This window comes from Photobacterium sp. ABD4_091 (assembly GCF_056160145.1).
On record NZ_JBSWWQ010000004.1, the window covers coordinates 498,883 to 518,973 of the forward strand.

The following is a 20,091-nucleotide window of genomic DNA, read 5'->3' on the forward strand; positions in this document are numbered from 1 at the left end:
AAACAGAAAAAACCACCAGCAATATTAATTACTGGTGGTTTTGTTATTACCTTAATCCAAATAGTTTACATCTAATTTGCATCGAGCTTAAATCATGGCGCCAATACTTAGGGTCGCCATGATTAATACGGTCAACATTCCTATTAATGGAGCGACCCATTTTAACCAACGTACGTAAGGTACACGTGCGATTGCCAGTCCCCCCATCAATACCGCAGACGTTGGTGTAACCATATTGACCAAACCGGAAGCGGATTGATAAGCCGTTACAACCAAATCACGGCCTACTCCAGCAAAATCAGCAAGAGGAGCCATAATCGGCATGGTTAATACTGCAAGCCCCGAAGAAGAAGGCACGACGAACGACAATAAGACCTCAAGCCAATACATCACATTGATAAAGACAATAGATGAAAGGCCTGTTACTGCATGTTCGGCATAGTTTAGAACGGTATCGGTGATCATCCCGCGGTCCATGATAACGACGATACCCCGAGCGATGCCGATGATAAGTGCAACACCCAATAAATCACGAGCACCATTGATGAAACTAGATGTTAACTCCTCTTCACTCATGCGGGCGACTAAGCCAATAATAATGGTTGCAGCCAAGAACATGGCTGAAATTTCGGCCATCCACCAGCCTGCCATTGCCACGCCGTAGATCATGATTCCGAACGATGCAGCAAACAGTGCCAGAATGATTTTGCGTGTTGTCGTAAATTCAATCAGCTCATCAGACTGATTACCAAGGAAGAAGGCTTTGTTCTCTTCGTATTTGTCATAAACGATAGACTTGGTCTTGTCTTCACGAACCATTTTGGCATAGCGCATGACATATCCGACACAGATCACCCAACCAATGAGCAATATCGCAAAACGTGGTTCGATACCGTCTGTAAATGAGATGCTCGCTGCATTAGAGGCAATTACGGTAGCAAATGGGTTGATGGTTGAGCCAAGGCTGCCAATACCCGCTCCCAACTGCACAGTTGCCGCTGCAACCAAAGGATCAAAACGTGCCAGCATCATGACAGGGACAAGCAATGTATAGAAAGGGATTGTTTCCTCAGCCATACCGTAAATCGTTCCCCCTGCCGCAAACATGGCCATCAAGATGGGGATCATCAGCTCTTCCCGCCCTTTGAACCGTGCGGTTACACGTGCGATACCGGCATCAATCGCACCCGTTTTGGTCACCAAGCCAAGGAAACCACCGATGACAAGAATAAATAAAGCAACGTCAATTGCCGCAGCTTCATAACTGTTGTGATCATAAAAACCATCGATCGGCGCAAGTAAAATGTCCACGAAACCCTGCGGGTTGCTGTCTATCGGTTGGTAAGTGCCACTTATCGGCACTTCTCGACCAAGCTCCTCGTTCATCACACGCTCATACTGACCTGCAGGAATGATCCAGGTTAGCAAAGCGACAAACGCAATAAGGGCAAAAAGGATTGTGTAAGCTGAAGGAAATTTAAAATTAGCAAAAAAGCCGGTTTTCTCTTCTGTTGTCGCGGTTTGGGTCGTCATTATTATCTCCTTGTCTTACTGCTATCACCAGCAGAAAACGGTAACTCTCTATACCAAACACTGAGTAGGAATTGTTATTGGGAAAAATAGAAATCAAAGCATTATTCAAAGTTTTCTTTTATTAATACGTCTCCAGCCAAAATCATTGTTTTTCCTTTGGCAATCACTGAATGAATCGTAAAATCATCATTAAAAATACAGATATCGGCATCACAACCTAATTCGACTCGGCCTTTATTTATTCCTAATGTATCGGCAACGTTAGCTGTCATCATGGCGATGGCCATCTCAGGCTCAATGCCTACATTGATTAATTTCGGTAAAAACTCCAGGTTGCTATCACAACTTGCCGCAACAATACCGGTAAGCTCACCTTGCTCATTAAACTCTGGCAGGCTGCCGTTACCATCAGAGCTAGTCGTAATTCGGTCAGCAGCGACCCCTGATTCAAGTGCATGTTTTATCATCTGCTCTTGCTCAGCAAAATTGCCAGGCGCAGACGTAATATCAATTTTCCCGCCTTTCAATGCAAAGCGGATTGCTTCATCAAACAAGCCTGCATTACGCTCGAGATGAGTTGGTGAAAAGTGTTTAATGGGGATTCCCATATCTAAGAGTTCATCAATCTTGTCAAAAGCATTGGGTAGGTCACCCATGTGGATATGAAGCACGCCGCGTTTTCCTGATAGCAAACTCGCGACTCTGATATCTGAAGTAATACGCGCAAGTTCCTGAGTGGTTGGAAATGAACATCGATGATCTGCCAAGGCAACCTTAACCCCCAATACAGACGGGATAAATGCCATATCATCCCGAATAGACCCCGTAATGGTTTTGGTCGGGACTTCGTAGGAGCCAGTATACATGTAAGCACTCATCCCACTTTCAGTCAGAGCAGCAGCTTTGGCATACAAATCGCGAGGTGAGCGCGAAATACCATCGGTTCCAAGTACACCGATTACTGTTGTGGTTCCTGCCTGTAGCAACTTTTTGAGACTAACCTGAGGGACTCGACTGGCAAAGCCAGACTCTCCACCACCGCCAATAAGGTGTACATGTTGATCAATCAATCCAGGGGCAGCGATCTTGCCACGGCAATCAATCTCGGTAATGTTCGGTAATCCTTTTAGATTTAAATCAGGCTCAATAGCGAGTAGCTTTCCTTGGCCTATTAAGATGTCCGTTTTGCCAACCTTATTGGGGTTATAGAGATTTGCATTTTTCAGTAGGGTAAACATGAGTCCTCTTTCCTTTAAGATCTATAACTTCCGATAACCGTAAATTTATCCGACGGCTACCTCAGACAAGCGAATACTGCTTCGTCTCGCTTGTTGGTTGTCAACATTGAACGACTATTGCAGCAAAAGATAAATAGTGAGGTTGAGATAGTTACTTTGTGTGAAATCGATGTATTGAAAAGAAAGAAGCAATATAGCCATTAATATCAATGAGTTACAAAGAAAGCATTACTCTACCCCCTAGCTATGTTAGCCCCCCCCACAAGCAAATAATCGCCACCTAATTCTTGTCAAACATATCGAGGCCCGATTTGAAATACTTTTCTCTTGTATCCATTCTGATAGCTGCACCTAGCTATGCGGAGTCCCTATGCCAACCCCATGAGGATTATATTACGGGCTGTGATCTTCGAAATGGAAAAGCCGTGAGCTTTTGCTCAAGCAGCGACGGAGGGACCATTTACCGTTATGGCCGTGTAGGAGAGGTGGAGCTTACTATCACAGAGCCTAAAGCAGGTACAATGCAACTAAGCAGTGAATCATATTCACGCGGCGCAGCATCTGAGTATCAAGCAACCAACGGCAAGTACCACTATAACTTTATCGACGCATTATACGGCAACAATGATGCTGGCTACTTATTGCTTGAACTGGAGCATCGTGGCTACGACATACCTTGGCTAAATGAAAGTAGCTTGTCACACCATACGATCAGCAAGTCGTTAACCGTATCGCATGAAACCAAAGGGGAACTCGCCTCTCTTCTGTGTAACGATGACAGCCACTTTTACGGCATTCCTCATAAACAAGCCCAATATATCCATATCATGAGAGAGGTAACTGGTAAGTACCACACTCATAGGCCAGAATCGATTCCTAAGTGCCAATCCAGCACCCAGCCTTGTATTGCGCTCTATGAAGATTTCCAACAAGAATATGCATTGGTGTACTTTTAACCGTTGAAAATAGTCAGTATGTCAATAACAAAACCTATTTGGTCAAGTCGGCTACAGGTGAAATGGCTGAGATCCCTATTGCGACTGTTGCAGCTGAGATAACCGATCACTCATTCACTGAAGTATTTCACTTAACGGTTGATGGCCAGCAAAATGTTGTTTCACTTGAACCGGCCAACTAGATAACCGACTCCAGCGATAGATAGGAATATGTGCCGCCAGCTGGCACTTATTTCCTATAAAGATCAGAGCTTATATTCTTAAATCAAACCACTGTTAATCGGAATCAATGCCCCCGAAAGCTGATGTCGTGTCGGCTGGCTGATATCGATCATTATGCCAGCCAGTTGCGCAGGTTCGACAAAGTTATCAGGTTCAATATCAGGTAATGCCTTACGATTAATTTCGGTATTAATAATGGTCGGCTGCACAGCGTTAACTGTAATGTTGGTACTAATTAGTTCAGCAGCCAAACTTTCAACCAATCCGTTCAAAGCCAATTTTGAAGCCATATAAGGGCCGAAGCCAGCACCAACAAAGCGTGACGTGTCCCTTGCCGAGACAAAAACCATACTGCTACGGCTCTCTCCCAGCATGACAGGGACTAGTGCTTTAGACATACACCAAGCCGTTTGGAAGTTGGCATTAAACAAACGCGCAACTTCATTCGGCTCAACATATTGCCAATAGCTCCAGGAGAACACACCAGCACAATGGTAATGAGCTTCTATCGTACCCAGGTGCGTTATTGCCTCTTCCACCATACGGCGGGCCGATTTTTCATCGGCCATATCACCATAGATAATTTTTATCGCCCCTTTATGCCTCTCCTCGAGTTGGCCGCCTCTTTGCTCATCCCCTACCCGAGCGAAGCCAACTAACTTGGTGCCCTCTGATATGAGTTGTTCGATAATCTTGCTAGCCACTTCAGAAAATGGGGCCGCGATAGTTGCTGTTTTGATCATTAGATACCTCTCTTTTTTCAGGAGTATATCTGAATGCCTTTTGCCATTGCCGCAAAGCAATTTTGCTTTATCTGCATGCCCTTATGTAAATCGCTTTATGTACATACTTTATCGAAGAAGCTGTAGGCTTGCTCTTTCGCACATGAATTGGGCAAACTCTGTACCTTGCCTTATTTCCACTTCCTTGACTAACTCTGTCAGTAAAACTTCCAGATCTTCGACACCTTTTGAGCTAGCCGATTGCGCCATGTAGTCAGCGATACTTTGCCTTGCTTCCTGCTTTTTACACATTGTTTAGTCCTTTACATTGAATCCCAGTCAACCACATCTTAATTTTCAGTCCACATTGTTCACTGATCGCGCTCACAAAACTTTTTTCAAAAACAAAATTAAACAATTTAAAATCAAAAGGTTGAGCAAAAATGTCGTGAAATGACTTTGACTTCTTACGCCGACACGAGAAGCGTTCTGCCTGACTGCCAATTAACCGGAATATACGGATATGACATTGATGGGTTCGATCCTACAAACTGGATATCGTTATTCATACTGCGAATGTTAAATTTATGCCCAGTTACTGAGCCGAATAACTTCACTGCAAAGAAGAATTAAGATGATGCTATCAATACCTCATGAAATATCGTTTGGTGAAATCTACTTACCTCCATTACTTGTTGTCATGACACTGGCATATTTAATGGCAATAGGCGTATCACAATTCTTCGGAAAGCTTGGTTGGCACAAATATATTTACTCGCCAGCTATTGCTGAGTTTTCCCTCATGGTTATTTTCGTTGAGTTATTCAGCAATTTCATCGCAATCGTATAACAGTCAGGTCTTATTATGTTTAAAAAACTATTATTAACGATCCCCTTAATTGCGTTTGCGGGGCACATCTTAATTAACAAAATGGACCAAGTAGACCAATACCCTTGGACTCGAGATGCTCAGGTACGGGCGCATGTTATTCAAATTACACCACGTGTAACGGGCCCGATTATCAATCTGGCTGTTAGCGATGACAGTGAAGTTCAAAAGGGCGACCTTCTTTTTGAAATTGACCCAAGCATCTATCAAGCAGATTTAGAGCAAGCAAAAGCCAAAGAGCAACAAGCCATGGCACAGCTGAAAAAAGCCAAAAATGAAGAGAGCCGCTCTCTGGCCCTATCACGCCGGCAGCCTGGTTCTGTACCCATTTTGAACCTCAACAACCTGCATATTGCTGTTACAACAGCACAAGCAAACCTTGCGGCAGCGCAAGCTGTGGTGAATGAAGCCAAGCTGAACCTGGGGTTTACAAAGGTCATTGCACCGACCGATGGTTATATCACCAACCTTAATCTACGCGAGGGTACACAAGTCGTCGCTAACCAGCCTTCGGTCGCGCTAATCGACAAACATAGTTTCTGGGTTGAAGGTTTCTTTAAAGAAACTGATCTACGAAATGTCAATCAAGGAGACACGGGATTGATCACTCTGATGATGCATCCAGACCAGCCTTTTGAAGCAAAGATCTCCAGCATTGGGTATGGCATTTCTCAGCAAGACGGTAGCACCGGCAATGCATTGCTACCTACTGTGAACCCTAACTTCGAGTGGATTCGTCTTGCCCAACGCATTCCGGTGAAGTTTCATTTTGAAATTCCAGACAGCGATATTCAATTACGTGTTGGCACAACGGCATCAGTAAAAATAGTCGGTGACAAGAGAGAGTAGCCATGTTCAACCTCAATGCTGCATCTAAAGAAGCGATAAAAGTCGCAATTGCGTTTACTTTATCCATTGTATTCGCCATTGCCTTTGGATGGGAAAAACCCTATTGGGCGGCAATAACCGTTGTTGTCGTCGCCGCTAATGACAACTACAACACGGCAATAAAACATGGCAGGAATAGGCTATTAGGAACAATATTAGGGATTGTCTACGCAGTATTGACAGTACATTTCCTTGCCCAGGATAGAGAGCTCTTTATTCTATCCTTACTTGGATTCTCTGCCTTTTGTGTTTATATGTCTGGCTGTGAACGCTATGGCTACGCATTCAAAATGGCCTTCACCGTCGGCGTTATCATTGCTGCAATGGGACAGTTCAACAATACAGCAACATTTGACTTTGCGGTATTGAGGATTCAAGAAACAGTACTCGGAGTATTGGTCTATTCAGTCGTATTCCAAGTGTTCTGGCCAAAGAATACAGAGACGTTATTGATAAGCCAGCTATCGCAAGAAATTGAATCTCAGATAAAGCAAACACGATCGCATTTGGCTGCACTGTACTTGGGTCAGTCATTTGTACCATCTGATTGTGATGCTTCTCGTAACGAAAACCTAAAACAGCAGGTGATCCAAGCAATCAATGACAGCCCTCGGATTTACTCTGAAGGGAAGATATGGCGTAAGTCTGTTGCTTACCTAACCAATAACATCGGGCTCCAGCCTCTTCTCACTGCAAAGGAAGAAGCCAACAAACTCAAGCAGCACTATGGGATACTTAAAGCATTAAGGCACTGCATGCTGTCCAATGATATGAGATATATCAGAGAGGCAGAAGCCGTTTCAGAAATGGAACCAGTTTCGATAAGGACAACGTTCTTTGCCAAGGTAAAGCGCTCTTTATGTCATGATTACAAAAAGCGTTTGATGTATGTTTTGCGGGCACAAGCTGCATTGATGACAAGCTATGCGATGTGGATTTACTTGCCAACACCAGCAGGCATATTATTTCCGGTGATTGCATCAAGCCTAATCAACGCATTATATGATGTACCATCTATGTATTTTAAATATACATTAATTGGTATTTCCTGTTTTAGTGCAGTGATTTTACTTGAGTTCATCTTCTTGATGCCAGCTTTTACAGAGATATATGAACTTGCTGCGTTTTACTTCATTAATATATTTTTAATTTGGAAGTTATTTTCCAGCCCACAGCTTGGCGTATTAAGAGTCTTAGGCGGAAATTTGTTAGTGATGATGACGATGTCGGCTATGTATTTAACACCTGTGTACACCATTACTCAGTCGCTCAATACTCTGATGTTTATATTTATCATTTTAGCTATTGTTCGTTTCTATACCTTGCTAACGGAAGAGATTAGCACAGCATTAAAACTAGAAACAGCATAAATATCTTTAGATGAAATTGAAAATACTGACTTTCAACTTCGCTCATTTACTAAACATAATATTTTGGTGCACTCGCCAAAACTCTATATAGCAGCATTAACTATGAATATTATCACCTATGAAATTTCGACATTAATGTCGTTCACGTTTGCGATCTTACTTTTGTTTATTGGTAAGGGTCTGATTGAACGGTTTGAAATATTGCAAAGATACTCTTTCCCTGAACCTGTGATTGGTGGTTTTGTATGCGCAACCTCGATTGCCCTACTCTATTACCTAGCCGGCATCGAAGTGTCGTTTTCGCTTGAGATCCGGGATTTTTTACTACTCTACTTCTTTGCGGGTATTGGTCTACAAGCAAAAATCAACACATTATTGAAAGGTGGCAAACCACTATTTTTCTTGCTTATTCTAGCCGCCACTTTCATCTTTCTACAAAATGTTGTCGGAATGAGTGTTGCATCTCTGTTCGGTCTAGACCCTAAAGCAGGCCTACTATCTGGCTCAGTTAGCTTGGTGGGCGGTATAGGTACAACACTGGCCTGGGCGCCGACTTTCATCAAAGATCTTGGCATTAGTAACGCTATGGAGTTGGGTGTCGCCTCAAATACCGTAGGCTTGATTACAGCTTGTGTCATTGGCGGCCCGATAGCTAATTACTTATTAAAAAAACATAAGCTTGCGCCATCAAAAGATAAAGATCTAACGATAGGCTCACAGCTGAAAGAAGCACAAAAAGTAGAGCTTAGCCACTATGCCGTATTGTGGGCTTGGGCATGGTTGAATGTCACGATCACCATTGGCTACAGTATCGACAAACTTATCAAGGCGAGCGGGGCTAACCTTCCTTTATTCGTAAGCTGTCTGCTGGCAGGGATCATCGTAGGAAACATCGGTCGCGTATTGTTTACTAAAAATAAAACCCAGGCCAAGATTGCCCAAGGTCAGAAAGGGTTAGCCATGATTTCTGACATCTGCCTCGGTATGTTTTTAACCATGGCGCTGATGGGTCTGAAGCTTTGGGACTTGGAAGGGCTATTTGGCTATATCTCGGTGATTATGTCCGCACAGATCTTGCTATCGATAGCATTCACCGTCACAGCTGTTTACTACCTGATGGGACGAAACTACGATTCCGTTGTCATTTGTTCTGGCTTCGGTGGCATCACTCTGGGCTCTACAGCAACAGCGATAGTCAATATGACCGCTGTAACAGGAAAGTATGGTTCCAGCCCACAAGCATTTATCGTCGTGCCACTCGTATGCGGGTTCTTCATTGACATCATTAATGCCTTAATTATCGGATTCTTTGTCGGTATGTAAACCCAATTAAACAATTTCAAAGAGGCCGTTGTTAACGGCCTCTTTTTATTTATATGTTGTTATCTATAAAAATAAGTTAACCGTTTTTTTAAAGTTAATGTGGATACCGTCCTTCATAAGCGATTAACTCAAACTTTCAAATCAACATATTATAGATTTCAACGAAGCGCAGTCATTCACTTTAATAAATGCTTCAAACATTAGCTCAATATACACACTGAAATATACCGGAGATAAAAAATGAAAAAGCTTACTGTAGCATCAACGCTTGCCCTTACCGTTCTGGCTGCAACACCAGCACTTGCTGCTGACACTGATTACTTCATCGGTGTGGGTGTCGGCTACCAGAACGACCATATATCACATGACCAAAATGGTGAAGATGTGACGACTCAACTGCGTGGTGGTGCAATTATCAATGAACATCACCGTGTAATGGGTACATACAGCTACATGGACAAGTCAAAACAAAACACTTTACTTGCTTCTTATGACTACTTGGTCCCTGTACATAAAGATATCAATGTCTTTGCCGGTGTTTCAGCAGGAGTTGCCAACAGCCATATCAATCATCGTAGCTCTACCGACTTTGTTTACGGTGGCCAGGTGGGCGCGATGTATAAAATCAATGAGAACTGGTCAACTGATCTAACTTACCGCTACCTAGACCAAGACTACGACAAAAACGACACGAAGGTCGATAACTCCCAGCAAGTCGTTCTCTCTGTTGACTATCACTTCTAAACAGAATGATAAATGGGGGGGAAGCAATGCTTCCCTCTTTTTATATTCATAAGACCAAATGATGATGGCATAAACATAAAGGTAGATAAAATGAACTCTATTTATCCATTTGAATATCATCTTGATGCAGAAGGCTATAACAACCTCTCTTCCGTCTTTCACCAACATGTAGAAAGTGAAGGTTTTGAGTATGAAAAAAGTTATACCGACAACTTGCTAAGCTACTTCATGACAGACTTAAGCATTGACGCCCTCAAGTGCTCCCATAAAAATAAAATTGAATATAAAAATGATTTTGAAATGCTTAACGACCCTATTTTTAATCATCAATATTCAATGATTAAAGATTATAATGTCAATTTCAATGGTATCACGACACCCTCTTTATACTGCGAATTACATAGTTTGTTTGAAGCATCATTGTTAGATATCAGGGTTTCAAGCTCAGTCATCAAAATTGATTATGTTGAGACACCTTTTGATTCTAATGATATTTGTACCGCGCTAGAGTGCCGACTCTCTACACTCATAACCAAACATACAACCGCAGATGTTACTATTCAAACCGAGCACAATAGTGATGTAAAGATGGACAATAGCAAAGTGATTATCGATAAACATGCCGTGGTCAGCGTTATTTATCATAATAATATTATTGAGATAGCAGAAGATATTAACGATGTTGTCGAAAGCATGAGCCAAGAGTTCCAATTTGAATATAGCCTTCTACACGAACATGAGATAGAGGTTGATGAATTACGATATTTCAACACCAACAACAATTACAAAAACCATAATATACCTATTTTAAAATCATTTATTAAAAGTAAATGATATGGCACATATTCTTTCCAATCGATATAGAATACAAGATTTAACAGCAAATAAAGAAGAGTTGAAAAATCAGTTCCGCTGGGAAACGATTAATGCTATCACGTATAAAATTGGCGGCCTGCTCTTTGTTATCGGTAGTTTTTTCTTATTTCCGGCTCGATCTGAGCATGCAAGTACAGGAGGCGCCATTTTCCTCGTCGCTTCACTACTGTACTTGATTGTCAATGTACATGACCTATATGAAATCCGACGGTACTGGAAGTCACAGCCAACCCATAGTCTACAGTTAAAGTTGGAGTACTTTGCAGGGTTCAGTTACTTACTCGGCACACTTTGTTTCGTGTGTGGCCGTTTATGCTCATTTTCAACTATGGGCTTCTCCTTTACCGGCACTTGGCTTTTCATCTGTGGCAGTATGTTGTTTGTGTTAGGCGCACTGTCAAATGTATTACTCATTATTAAGGAGAGCTCTATACAACAGTTACAACTCATGAACCTCACGGCAATTTGCTTTGTTATCGGCTCCTTGCTGTTTGCTTTAGCGTCAGTCCCCTATTTATGGCGCTTTGAGTCTACTGTGGATCAACTGACAGTATTCAACTTCCTTGCCTGGCAATACATGCTAGGGAGTTGCTTGTTTTTTCTCGGGGGTATATTCAATTATTTTCGCTCATATCTTTTAATACAGGATGCTATATCGAGGTGAAGGAAAAACCTTAAACCAGCACAACATTCCTTTATTTGGACATTCGCCCAATGAATTTTAGTTTTGAACAACTGCAAGCTTTCGTCTCCGTTTGTGAACACCAATCATTTAGCAAAGCGGCAGTATCCCTGAACAAACATAGAACGACCATCGGACAGGTGATCACTAACCTGGAGGATCAGATCGCAATATCCCTCTTTGAACGAGCGGGTCGCTCAGTAATACCAACTGAAGACGGTAACTTACTCTACCTATATGCGAAGCAAGCCGTTGAACAAGCCAAAACGTTCGATAAAGTCGCTCTAAGCCTTGCATACGGTGGACTTGAAAACATTACTATCGGCTACACCAGTTTTATACCGCATCCCGCTTTGGCAAAAGTCAGAGCTAAATTACTTTCCGATTTTCCCACGATGAAAGTCAATTTTATGGTGATGAACAAACACGAAGTTGTACAAGCACTGCATGATGGTACCATCCATATCGGCTTGACCCTGGGCAAGAACTCTCAGGCCATAGACAGCCTAGACTATACCTTTTTAACGTACGCAAGGTTTAAGGCATTTGTCCATAAAGATAGCTACCTGGCCAAGTTACCAAAAGAAAAAGTGCTCAGTGAACTGAAAACCAGTCGCCAGTTTGTCTTGAAATCACTGCTCGATGAAGGACTTGGTAACAGCACTATTTTTTCGCCTGATTACGAAGTGATTGAGCAATTATCATTAATCATCAAATTCATCCGTGAAGGCTTAGGTTGGGCGTTTCTCCCTCAAGCAGTCATGGAGTCTGCCTACACCACCGAATGTTTCGTTGAGTTGGTTATGGATGAGATAAAACTCGAGCCACAAGTGCCACTTGTACTTATCTGTCCCCACTCAAAGCAAATCATCAATATCAAACGCTCGCTAATAGAGTTGATTGAATGACTTCATCCTACAAACACGATTAACCGGTATTTCTTCGCATTGGTAATATTTATATCAAGCCAAGGGATACTCCTTCGATTTAATGAAATACAGCGTTAAGAGATTAAACATGAAAAAACTATCTACGTTTATTATTCCAGCACTACTCGTTGCAAGCACGTCAGCTTTCGCCTCGTTAGACTTACATTTTGCAACAGAGCAAGATGCAACCTGGGTAAAGGTGACTGATAATGGGCAACCTGTTGCTAATGCGACCATTACAACGGATTATACTGGTGAGAATGAGTTCATTACTGATGAAGAGGGTAAAACATATATCTTCATCAATGCGCTTCATTCTGGCAGTGTGGACTTTACAGCCGTCGATATGAAAGGACAAACGGTTTCAAAGAAACACTATATCAAAGAAGAAAAGTAGCCAAAAAACATACAGGGCCTTTTAGCCATTTGACTTTTCGTTGAATGGTAAAAGGCCAGTGTACTCCGCAGCAAAACACATCACAACAGTACAAAATCTTTTTATTACCTTCTCTGCTAATATAGCTTTTTTCTTATGTCTGAATATCATATTTTTTGTTTTTTATTCTTTATTTCGCTTTGCATTACAGCAATCAATAATAAACTCACACGCAGCCAAACTACTATCGCAATCACGTTTGGTTCGTTTTGTTTTTCAGTGCTGGCGAAATTACTTAGCGTTACTCAATGGTCCACTTTTTCAACTCATTTTACTCAAGCCATTGAGACAATAAACTTTGAGCATTTTCTCCTACACGGCATCCTTGGTTTACTATTGTTTGCTGGCGCACTAAGTGTGAATATTAAGCGGCTTACAGCCCAAAAGTGGGAAGTATTGACACTCGCCGTAGTCGGTACACTACTTTCCACCCTATTTATCGGCGGAGGCCTCTATTCTCTAAGCCAATTGTTCCACTTTCCCTTAGCTCTTATTCATTGCCTACTTTTTGGTGCACTTATTTCACCAACGGATCCTATCGCCGTTCTTGCCATTGTTAAAAAGTTAGGGGCACCGGAAAGCATCACGACACAGGTAGAGGGGGAGTCCTTATTTAATGATGGTATCGGACTGGTGTTGTTTAGCACATTGTTCACCATCGCCTTCAGTGATCATGCCATTAGCCTAGGTAGCGCCTCTCACTTGTTCCTAAAAGAAGTGATTGGTGGACTCTTAATGGGAGCAGGGTTTGGCTTTTTCTTCCATTTCATACTAAAAAACACCACTAACACGCAGCTCAAAATCATCCTAACCGTATTTATTGCTACTGGTGGTTACTCCGCTGCAGAATGGGTAGGCGTTTCGGCCTCTCTGGCAATCGTTGTTGCAGGGATAATGATAGGTAACTGGACGAGAAAGCGAAGTTTTACGGAGGAAGAGAGCGTGTCTTTAAGCCAGGTATGGGAAATCATTGATAGTGGCCTTAACGGCATCTTGTTTAGCTTAGTCGGATTTAGTCTATTGACGATTCACTTCAACGTTCAAAACGGGGTTATGGTTTTATTGGCAATACCCACAACCTTACTCGCAAGATACCTCTGTGTTTCCTTCTCCTATCAGATTTTTTCAAAGTTCAGGCAATATAATCTATATTCCGTTGGCATTATTACTTGGGGAGGTCTTAGAGGAGGACTCGCTATTGCGATGGCACTGTCGATACCCAGCAACATCTGGCTCGATACAAGTAAAGTACTCAACCTAAAAGATACTCTGCTTGCGATGACTTATGCTGTTGTCATTTTTTCAATACTTATACAAGGAACAACTATCCCGGCCTTGATACGCAAAGCAAACAACAGCAGATAGCCTATAGTGGTGACTTAACCTAAAGCCACCACTATAGGCTATCTTATATCCCTCATTGGTACATTTTTACAAAGTCAGCAATTGCCGTTTGAATGGACTCTTTAATATCTGTAATTTCATCAGAGTAAGTGCACCACATTGCAACGGGAACCACAATATCATCTTTGAACTCATCAAACTTAAGCTCTTTCAAGCCATCAACCGAGCTCTCTATCACCGACACTCTAGGTAATATCCCCCAGCCAATACCTTCCTTAACGAGTTTCACCATCAGCGCTAGGCTGTCCACCAAATCATAATTCGCTGATAAAATGATTTTCTGCGCCATGTCATCTTCAATCAAAGATTTAAGAACTAATTGACGTGATGTTTTCAACTTGGCAAATATCAAGTCTGATGAGGTATCAGCCAAATCACTATATTTAGAGCAATATATAGAAAAACTGATATTTCTTAAAAATGTAGCGTCCATGTTCGTAACAACACTACGGGCATCAACATTAACGAATCCAATATGGAAGCTTCCGTTCTCTATGCCTTCCCTGATCTCTTCTCTTGCCCGGATAAAAAAATTGACTTTAAGCAACGGGTACTGTTCTGATAGCACATCACGTACTGCAACAAGCACATTATTAGGTATGAAACTAGTATAAGCGATGCTGATTTCTTGCAAATGACCGGAGGACAAACTCATCGCGACTTTGTTCAATGCCGATGCTTGCTCTACCACTAATTTGGCGTAATGATATAGCATTTTACCTGCATCTGTAGCCTCAACACTGCGGCCAACGCGCTCAAAGAGGCTAACAGCCAAATCATCTTCCAAGTTACCAATAACCTGGCTTGTCGTTGTTCTATGTTTTCCCAGCTGAGTGGCTGCTTTACTGAACGATTTCGTTTCAAAAACCGCCACAAAAGTTGTAAGTTGTTCAATGCTAAAGGTCACTACTGCTTTCCCTTTTCAAATCACTTTATAACAGTAGCACCAATTTTCGTATTCGCTTTATCACCAGATATGAAAACGCCCAGAGTTGTTTCCAACTCTGAGCGTATAAACAGCGTGTATTCTTTGCGTTTACAAGTTAAGCCTAGCAGTTATTATCGGGGCTGTAGTGGTCAAAATATAGGCTAAAAATAACTCGGCTAAGTCAACGGATGAAAAATGGATAATTGATGCCAGTAAAAGCGCGGTGTATACCCACTTAGTGATGGTATTAGTTCTCGTTAAAGAGCTAGGTGTAAAATCACCTAACTGTTTAGCCATGTAGCTTGCCATTTGCATACCAAGTTGAACTGGCAAGATAGACAAGATGACACCTAGCAGTACTGATTTAATATGAATATCGCTTCCTAAAACAAGACTTATAAATACAACACCTAAGCCAACAATAGTCTGAGCTAGAAACACGCCTTTTGCATATTGCTGGATATCATCATTTGTGAAATCAATCATAGGTATACCTCCCCATTCCTTCTTGGTGCCTTCTAGCGAATGAAACTGATAAAGCCCTGCAAAATAACGAGGTTTACCATATCGATGAAAAACGCCCCGACAATGGGGATCACAACAAAGGCCTGGGGCGATGGTCCGTATTGATTAACCAGTGTGCCCATATTCATTACTGCTGTTGGTGTTGCACCCAGCCCAAAGCCACAATGACCCGCCGAAATAACCGCGGCATCATAGTTTTTCCCCATCACTTTGAAGGTGACGACATAGGTAAACACCGCTAAGACCACTGTTTGAGCGATAAGAATGATCAAAAATGGAATCGCCAAATCAAAAATATTCCAAAGTTTCAGATTCATCAACGCCATAGAAAGGAATAAATACAGCGACACGGTTCCAATAATGTCGGTGGTTTCAGTATCTAGATGGTTGGCTTCAATCCTATCTAAGGTATTTGTGATCACAACACCAATAAACAGGGCATAAACAAAATCTGGGATCATCAGCCAATCAATAGCCAAATCACTAACGTATTGGTGAAGGTATTTTGCCCCTGTGACACAAAGCATTATCATAAACAGGTTCATGATCACCTTCTGCGCGGTGACACGTTCTAACTTGGTATCCATGTATGTGATGATGTCTGACGGCTGTCCATTGCCACTTTGCTCCCTGTCTTGTTGCCCTGCGTCTTCACAGATTAAGTGGTTTCTTTGGATCAAACGCTTACCTACAGGGCTGCCGATTACCCCTCCCATCACCAGTCCGAACGTTGCCGCGGCCATGGCAATTTCCAACGTATGCTCAATACCAAAATTGTCAGCAAACGTCTGTGCCCATGCAGCACCTGTCCCATGACCACCGGATAGTGTTATTGAGCCTGCGATCAGCCCCATTAAAGGCTCTAAACCCAACATTGAAGCCAAGCCGACGCCAACACCATTTTGCACAACAATATAGACAGAGGCGACAGCCAAGAATAAAAACACACTCACGCCTCCTTTCGCGAGTTGTTTGAAGCTCGCCGCCAGGCCAACAGTACTGAAGAACATCAACATCAAGGTATTTTGCAATGGGAGTTCAAAGTCGATTTGAACCCCTTGGAAATGCAAGCAAGTGATAATGCTAGCAACAACTAAGCCACCTATTATTGGTTCTGGAATGCTAAAACGACGAAACATCGCCACATGTTTATTTATAGCCAAACCCAATATCAGTACGCAAATTGCGATTAGAAAAGATTCAAGCACACCGATAGAAATAATTGATTCCATATTACATTAGCCTATTACCCAATCACATGAAAACTTTCATTAATTGAAAGCCCGTGATAATTTGAAAAGGTTTTATGCTCGATAAAAAAAACATCATTAATGATAAAATGACAACTGACACGGTTTGTTTTGATAAGGAATCTATCATTTTCATAATTTTCATTTAATTAAATCACGCAATTTTCTTGGTTTTAAATGTCTTGCTTGGGTTGATAATGCCATCTTGTGCGGCGATGGTTTGCAATTCCCATTCATTACGCTGATGCGTTTTTTCTAACACTGAATAGCTGGCATTGTTACATTGTTCAAATGCTGTTTGTGCATCATTGCTAGATAGATAACTACCCGTAAATAGTGATGAAATCAGGTCTCCGACACCTACCGGTTGCTTGGTAAATGGCAGATATGGCCTTTCTGCCAACCATACCCCTTCCTCGGTAGCCATTATCATAGTGAACATATCTTTTGAACCGCTGTGCAAATGCTTAACCAAGACAACTTTTGGCCCTTTCTCAAGTGCCAACTGACAAGCTCGAATTGCATCTTCAATTGTGTTGAAATCGAAACCAACAAATTGTGCCAACTCATATTGATTAGGCACGATGACATCAGCAATCGGCATAACATCATTAATCAGTGCCTCTGCAACACCAGGGGCGACAATACACCCTTTAGCCGGATCACCCATAACAGGATCGCAAACATAGATGGCGTTGGGATTGTGACGCTTAACCCTGTGTACCGCTTCAATCACAGCCATACATTGCTCAGAGCTTCCCTGGTAGCCTGAAAGCACCGCCTGACACTGCTGTAGTTTGTCGATGTTTTCTATTCCATCAACCAATTGGGTAATATCCTGGGCGTCAAACGCTCTTCCCGTCCAGCCTTCTTTATATTGGGTATGGTTAGAAAATTGCACGGTATGAATAGGCCAAACATCAAATCCCATTCGTTGAAGTGGAAACACTGCAGAGCTATTACCCGCTTTTCCATACACAACATGAGATTGAATAGAAAGAATACCAGACATATCACCACCTATATATACGTTAAGTTTTGAGGCGCTTTAAATACGCCGTCATCTGAGTGGGCATAGATTAGTTAACTTAGGAAGATTGTAATAATCGGGTTTGAATGATTAAACCCTTCATCATTGATGTGAGTGATGATTGTAGGGTGCCATCCATCAAACGTGATTATCGATATTTAACAACCACGGATATTATTTTTCACGAACCGGAGTACAGGACATTGTCTAAATCACTCCTCCTTTAATTCTTAGCTCTATAGCACTGAATATTTAACTTGAAACAATTTAACTGGTAAAAACGATGAGTATTATTCAAAACTTAATTAGTAGCTCACCATTTATCGCCCTATTTTTAACATTAGCTTTTGGTTACTTAATCGGAAAAATCACAATTGGCCGATTCGTACTAGGTGGTGTTGCAGGTACCCTATTAGTAGGTGTATTAATTGGGCAGTTTGGTGTACACATTGACCCTGGCGTAAAAAGCATTTTCTTTGCTCTCTTTATTTACGCCGTTGGATTCCAAGGCGGCCCACAATTTTTCGGCGCCCTGAACTTCAGAACAGTCAATATTCTCATGTCGGCAGTTGTCATGACTGTGACGGGCTTATTATGTGTACTCGCAGCCGCTTACATCTTCGACTTAGATCGCGGTACAGCAGCAGGTCTTGCGGCGGGTGGCCTAACCCAGTCTGCCATTATTGGTACAGCGGGTGATGCTATATCCAAACTGGCCGGTGTGACTGACGAAGCGATTCAGATGATGCAGACTAACGTCGCTGTCGGCTACGCTGTCACCTACATTTTCGGCTCATTGGGTCCAATCCTGATGGTTACCTGGATTATTCCAACCATCATGAAATGGGATATCCGCGGTGAAGCCATCAAACTGGCTGAAAAAGTATCAGGCGGTAAACCAGAACTCGGCCCTGGTGAGTTCAATGCTCTGACTGATCTTGTGACCCGTGCCTATCTTGTTGATGCCAAGAGTAGCTTACAAGGTAAAACGGTAGCCCAAGCGAATGAAAAGCTAATTGATATTGCTATCGAAGTTATCGAGCGTGACGGCAAAAGCCTAGATATCGACAAGTTCCTGCCAATCCAAAATGGTGATGTCGTTATTGTTACAGGGCGCCGTGACCAAGTTCGCGAGTTTGCTCAAGAGATTGGCCGTGAAGTACCTGTGCCTAAAGGCGTCGAACTCATCGAGGAAAATCGACAGCTTATTGCCACTGATTCCAAGCTAATTGGCAAGACACTGAAACAAGTAAAAAATGAAACCAATGCCGATATTACCCGTGGTGTATATATCACCGGTTACCAGCGTGCAGGTAATAACATCGACATTTCTCCTGACTTGGTCGTGAAGAAAAATGATGTCATTCAACTTACTGGCTCAGCAAAAGACATTAACCGTGTTGAGAAAAACATCGGCAAACGCCTTGGCTCTGCCTTTGTAACTGACTATGTATTCTTTGGCCTCGGCATGGTACTGGGTCTATTGATCGGTATGATCAGCTTTAAGATCGCAGGTATTCCGGTCACTATCGGCTCTGGTGCTGGCTGTTTGATCTCTGGCCTAATGGTTGGCTGGTTACGTAGCCGTAACCCTCGTGTGGCTTCGTTCCCAATGGGCGCAGCAAACTTTATCCGTGACTTCGGTCTGGCAGTATTTGTTGGCATCGTTGGCCTTGAGGCTGGTCCACAAGCGGTTGTCGCAGTGAAAGAGAATGGATTAAGCCTATTACTGCTCGGCGTCGCGGTAACCATGATTCCACAACTTGTTTCTTTCTTCTTCTCATACTACGTGTTGAGGATCAGAAACCCTATTGAAGCGCTTGGCTGTGTTACAGGTGGACGCAGTGCAAACCCAGCCTTTGCAGCGCTACTTGAAAAAGCAGGTAACTCAACACCGGTATTCACTTTCACAGTAACTTATGCGGTAGCAAACGTATTACTGACACTCTGGGGCCCAATTATCATCGGCATCATTACTAAAAACGCCGGTATGTAACCCCTAGTCATTCAGACAAAACATTAACTCAACACTTACGGGTGTAATTGGGTCGGCCAATTACACTCTTCAAAAGAGAAAAAGATTATGACGACTGAAACCAAAACTATCGACTTTTCAAAATTTGCAGACCTAAGCCCTTTCGAACTA

At 42.4% G+C, this 20,091-nt stretch carries 20 protein-coding genes; 12 read left to right on the forward strand and 8 right to left on the reverse strand.

Annotated elements, in window-relative coordinates:
- Positions 1 to 87: 87 nt before the first annotated feature.
- Positions 88 to 1,533, reverse strand: a complete 1,446-nt coding sequence (locus tag ACXAGQ_RS26675; protein WP_475258037.1) for a YfcC family protein — start codon at positions 1,531 to 1,533, stop codon at positions 88 to 90.
- Positions 1,534 to 1,634: 101 nt separating this feature from the next.
- Positions 1,635 to 2,771, reverse strand: coding sequence for a beta-aspartyl-peptidase (gene iadA, locus ACXAGQ_RS26680; protein ID WP_475258038.1), 1,137 nt, complete (start codon positions 2,769 to 2,771; stop codon positions 1,635 to 1,637).
- Positions 2,772 to 3,196: 425 nt separating this feature from the next.
- Here iadA and ACXAGQ_RS26685 point away from each other — a divergent pair, with 425 nt between their 5' ends.
- The gene (locus ACXAGQ_RS26685; RefSeq protein ID WP_475258039.1) at positions 3,197 to 3,727 is read left to right on the forward strand and encodes a hypothetical protein; all 531 of its coding nucleotides are present in this window, start codon (positions 3,197 to 3,199) and stop codon (positions 3,725 to 3,727) included.
- Positions 3,728 to 3,987: 260 nt separating this feature from the next.
- Here the strand turns inward: ACXAGQ_RS26685 and ACXAGQ_RS26690 are convergent, their stop codons facing one another.
- Together ACXAGQ_RS26690 and ACXAGQ_RS26695 are read right to left on the reverse strand one after the other, a co-directional pair.
- Positions 3,988 to 4,692, reverse strand: a complete 705-nt coding sequence (locus tag ACXAGQ_RS26690) for an SDR family NAD(P)-dependent oxidoreductase (protein WP_475258040.1) — start codon at positions 4,690 to 4,692, stop codon at positions 3,988 to 3,990.
- Between the two features lie 108 nt (positions 4,693 to 4,800).
- Positions 4,801 to 4,983: a hypothetical protein gene (locus tag ACXAGQ_RS26695; protein ID WP_475258041.1), complete on the reverse strand. Its 183-nt coding sequence runs from the start codon at positions 4,981 to 4,983 to the stop codon at positions 4,801 to 4,803.
- A 325-nt stretch (positions 4,984 to 5,308) separates the two neighbouring features.
- Here ACXAGQ_RS26695 and ACXAGQ_RS26700 point away from each other — a divergent pair, with 325 nt between their 5' ends.
- The 10 genes from ACXAGQ_RS26700 (at position 5,309) to ACXAGQ_RS26745 (ending at position 14,173) form a co-directional block, all read left to right on the forward strand.
- Positions 5,309 to 5,521, forward strand: a complete 213-nt coding sequence (locus tag ACXAGQ_RS26700; protein WP_475258098.1) for a DUF1656 domain-containing protein — start codon at positions 5,309 to 5,311, stop codon at positions 5,519 to 5,521.
- A gap of 15 nt (positions 5,522 to 5,536) precedes the next feature.
- Entirely contained in the window at positions 5,537 to 6,409 is an 873-nt protein-coding gene (locus ACXAGQ_RS26705) for an efflux RND transporter periplasmic adaptor subunit (RefSeq protein WP_475258043.1), read from the forward strand.
- Between the two features lie 2 nt (positions 6,410 to 6,411).
- Entirely contained in the window at positions 6,412 to 7,818 is a 1,407-nt protein-coding gene (locus ACXAGQ_RS26710; protein WP_475258044.1) for an FUSC family protein, read from the forward strand.
- Between the two features lie 102 nt (positions 7,819 to 7,920).
- Positions 7,921 to 9,141: a sodium/glutamate symporter gene (gene gltS / locus ACXAGQ_RS26715; RefSeq protein ID WP_475258046.1), complete on the forward strand. Its 1,221-nt coding sequence runs from the start codon at positions 7,921 to 7,923 to the stop codon at positions 9,139 to 9,141.
- A gap of 240 nt (positions 9,142 to 9,381) precedes the next feature.
- Entirely contained in the window at positions 9,382 to 9,885 is a 504-nt protein-coding gene (locus tag ACXAGQ_RS26720; protein WP_475258048.1) for a porin family protein, read from the forward strand.
- Positions 9,886 to 9,975: 90 nt separating this feature from the next.
- Positions 9,976 to 10,719 carry a hypothetical protein gene (locus ACXAGQ_RS26725; protein WP_475258049.1) on the forward strand — a complete coding sequence of 248 codons (744 nt, stop codon included), beginning with the start codon at positions 9,976 to 9,978 and terminating at the stop codon, positions 10,717 to 10,719.
- Between the two features lies 1 nt (position 10,720).
- Positions 10,721 to 11,425, forward strand: a complete 705-nt coding sequence (locus ACXAGQ_RS26730; RefSeq protein ID WP_475258051.1) for a YrhK family protein — start codon at positions 10,721 to 10,723, stop codon at positions 11,423 to 11,425.
- A gap of 50 nt (positions 11,426 to 11,475) precedes the next feature.
- Positions 11,476 to 12,351, forward strand: coding sequence for a LysR family transcriptional regulator (locus ACXAGQ_RS26735; RefSeq protein WP_475258052.1), 876 nt, complete (start codon positions 11,476 to 11,478; stop codon positions 12,349 to 12,351).
- Between the two features lie 109 nt (positions 12,352 to 12,460).
- Positions 12,461 to 12,769 (forward strand): hypothetical protein, encoded by a 309-nt coding sequence (locus ACXAGQ_RS26740; RefSeq protein WP_475258053.1) that lies wholly within the window; start codon positions 12,461 to 12,463, stop codon positions 12,767 to 12,769.
- A 135-nt stretch (positions 12,770 to 12,904) separates the two neighbouring features.
- Positions 12,905 to 14,173, forward strand: a complete 1,269-nt coding sequence (locus tag ACXAGQ_RS26745) for a cation:proton antiporter (RefSeq protein WP_475258054.1) — start codon at positions 12,905 to 12,907, stop codon at positions 14,171 to 14,173.
- Positions 14,174 to 14,225: 52 nt separating this feature from the next.
- Here ACXAGQ_RS26745 and ACXAGQ_RS26750 read toward each other — a convergent pair whose 3' ends face one another.
- The 4 genes from ACXAGQ_RS26750 to pdxY all read right to left on the reverse strand — a co-directional run bounded on the left by ACXAGQ_RS26750 (position 14,226) and on the right by pdxY (position 17,927).
- Entirely contained in the window at positions 14,226 to 15,119 is an 894-nt protein-coding gene (locus tag ACXAGQ_RS26750) for a LysR family transcriptional regulator (protein ID WP_475258056.1), read from the reverse strand.
- A gap of 129 nt (positions 15,120 to 15,248) precedes the next feature.
- Complete coding sequence (locus tag ACXAGQ_RS26755; protein ID WP_475258057.1) at positions 15,249 to 15,626, reverse strand: ATP synthase subunit I; 378 nt, start codon at positions 15,624 to 15,626, stop codon at positions 15,249 to 15,251.
- Positions 15,627 to 15,658: 32 nt separating this feature from the next.
- Positions 15,659 to 16,897 (reverse strand): sodium/glutamate symporter, encoded by a 1,239-nt coding sequence (gene gltS / locus ACXAGQ_RS26760; RefSeq protein WP_475258059.1) that lies wholly within the window; start codon positions 16,895 to 16,897, stop codon positions 15,659 to 15,661.
- A 172-nt stretch (positions 16,898 to 17,069) separates the two neighbouring features.
- Positions 17,070 to 17,927 carry a pyridoxal kinase PdxY gene (gene pdxY / locus ACXAGQ_RS26765; RefSeq protein WP_475258061.1) on the reverse strand — a complete coding sequence of 286 codons (858 nt, stop codon included), beginning with the start codon at positions 17,925 to 17,927 and terminating at the stop codon, positions 17,070 to 17,072.
- A gap of 301 nt (positions 17,928 to 18,228) precedes the next feature.
- Here pdxY and aspT point away from each other — a divergent pair, with 301 nt between their 5' ends.
- A complete protein-coding gene (gene aspT / locus ACXAGQ_RS26770; RefSeq protein ID WP_475258062.1) occupies positions 18,229 to 19,941 on the forward strand; it encodes an aspartate-alanine antiporter in 1,713 nt (570 codons plus the stop codon).
- Positions 19,942 to 20,091 lie beyond the last annotated feature (150 nt).

Bases quoted from the DNA above. Each gene is read 5' to 3' on its own strand.
- ACXAGQ_RS26675 (WP_475258037.1), bottom strand. From the start codon at position 1,533: ATGACGACCCAAACCGCGACAACAGAAGAGAAAACCGGCTTTTTTGCT.
- iadA (WP_475258038.1), bottom strand. From the start codon at position 2,771: ATGTTTACCCTACTGAAAAATGCAAATCTCTATAACCCCAATAAGGTT.
- ACXAGQ_RS26690 (WP_475258040.1), bottom strand. From the start codon at position 4,692: ATGATCAAAACAGCAACTATCGCGGCCCCATTTTCTGAAGTGGCTAGC.
- ACXAGQ_RS26695 (WP_475258041.1), bottom strand. From the start codon at position 4,983: ATGTGTAAAAAGCAGGAAGCAAGGCAAAGTATCGCTGACTACATGGCG.
- ACXAGQ_RS26700 (WP_475258098.1), top strand. From the start codon at position 5,309: ATGCTATCAATACCTCATGAAATATCGTTTGGTGAAATCTACTTACCT.
- ACXAGQ_RS26705 (WP_475258043.1), top strand. From the start codon at position 5,537: ATGTTTAAAAAACTATTATTAACGATCCCCTTAATTGCGTTTGCGGGG.
- ACXAGQ_RS26710 (WP_475258044.1), top strand. From the start codon at position 6,412: ATGTTCAACCTCAATGCTGCATCTAAAGAAGCGATAAAAGTCGCAATT.
- gltS (WP_475258046.1), top strand. From the start codon at position 7,921: ATGAATATTATCACCTATGAAATTTCGACATTAATGTCGTTCACGTTT.
- ACXAGQ_RS26720 (WP_475258048.1), top strand. From the start codon at position 9,382: ATGAAAAAGCTTACTGTAGCATCAACGCTTGCCCTTACCGTTCTGGCT.
- ACXAGQ_RS26725 (WP_475258049.1), top strand. From the start codon at position 9,976: ATGAACTCTATTTATCCATTTGAATATCATCTTGATGCAGAAGGCTAT.
- ACXAGQ_RS26730 (WP_475258051.1), top strand. From the start codon at position 10,721: ATGGCACATATTCTTTCCAATCGATATAGAATACAAGATTTAACAGCA.
- ACXAGQ_RS26735 (WP_475258052.1), top strand. From the start codon at position 11,476: ATGAATTTTAGTTTTGAACAACTGCAAGCTTTCGTCTCCGTTTGTGAA.
- ACXAGQ_RS26740 (WP_475258053.1), top strand. From the start codon at position 12,461: ATGAAAAAACTATCTACGTTTATTATTCCAGCACTACTCGTTGCAAGC.
- ACXAGQ_RS26745 (WP_475258054.1), top strand. From the start codon at position 12,905: ATGTCTGAATATCATATTTTTTGTTTTTTATTCTTTATTTCGCTTTGC.
- ACXAGQ_RS26755 (WP_475258057.1), bottom strand. From the start codon at position 15,626: ATGATTGATTTCACAAATGATGATATCCAGCAATATGCAAAAGGCGTG.
- gltS (WP_475258059.1), bottom strand. From the start codon at position 16,897: ATGGAATCAATTATTTCTATCGGTGTGCTTGAATCTTTTCTAATCGCA.
- pdxY (WP_475258061.1), bottom strand. From the start codon at position 17,927: ATGTCTGGTATTCTTTCTATTCAATCTCATGTTGTGTATGGAAAAGCG.
- aspT (WP_475258062.1), top strand. From the start codon at position 18,229: ATGAGTATTATTCAAAACTTAATTAGTAGCTCACCATTTATCGCCCTA.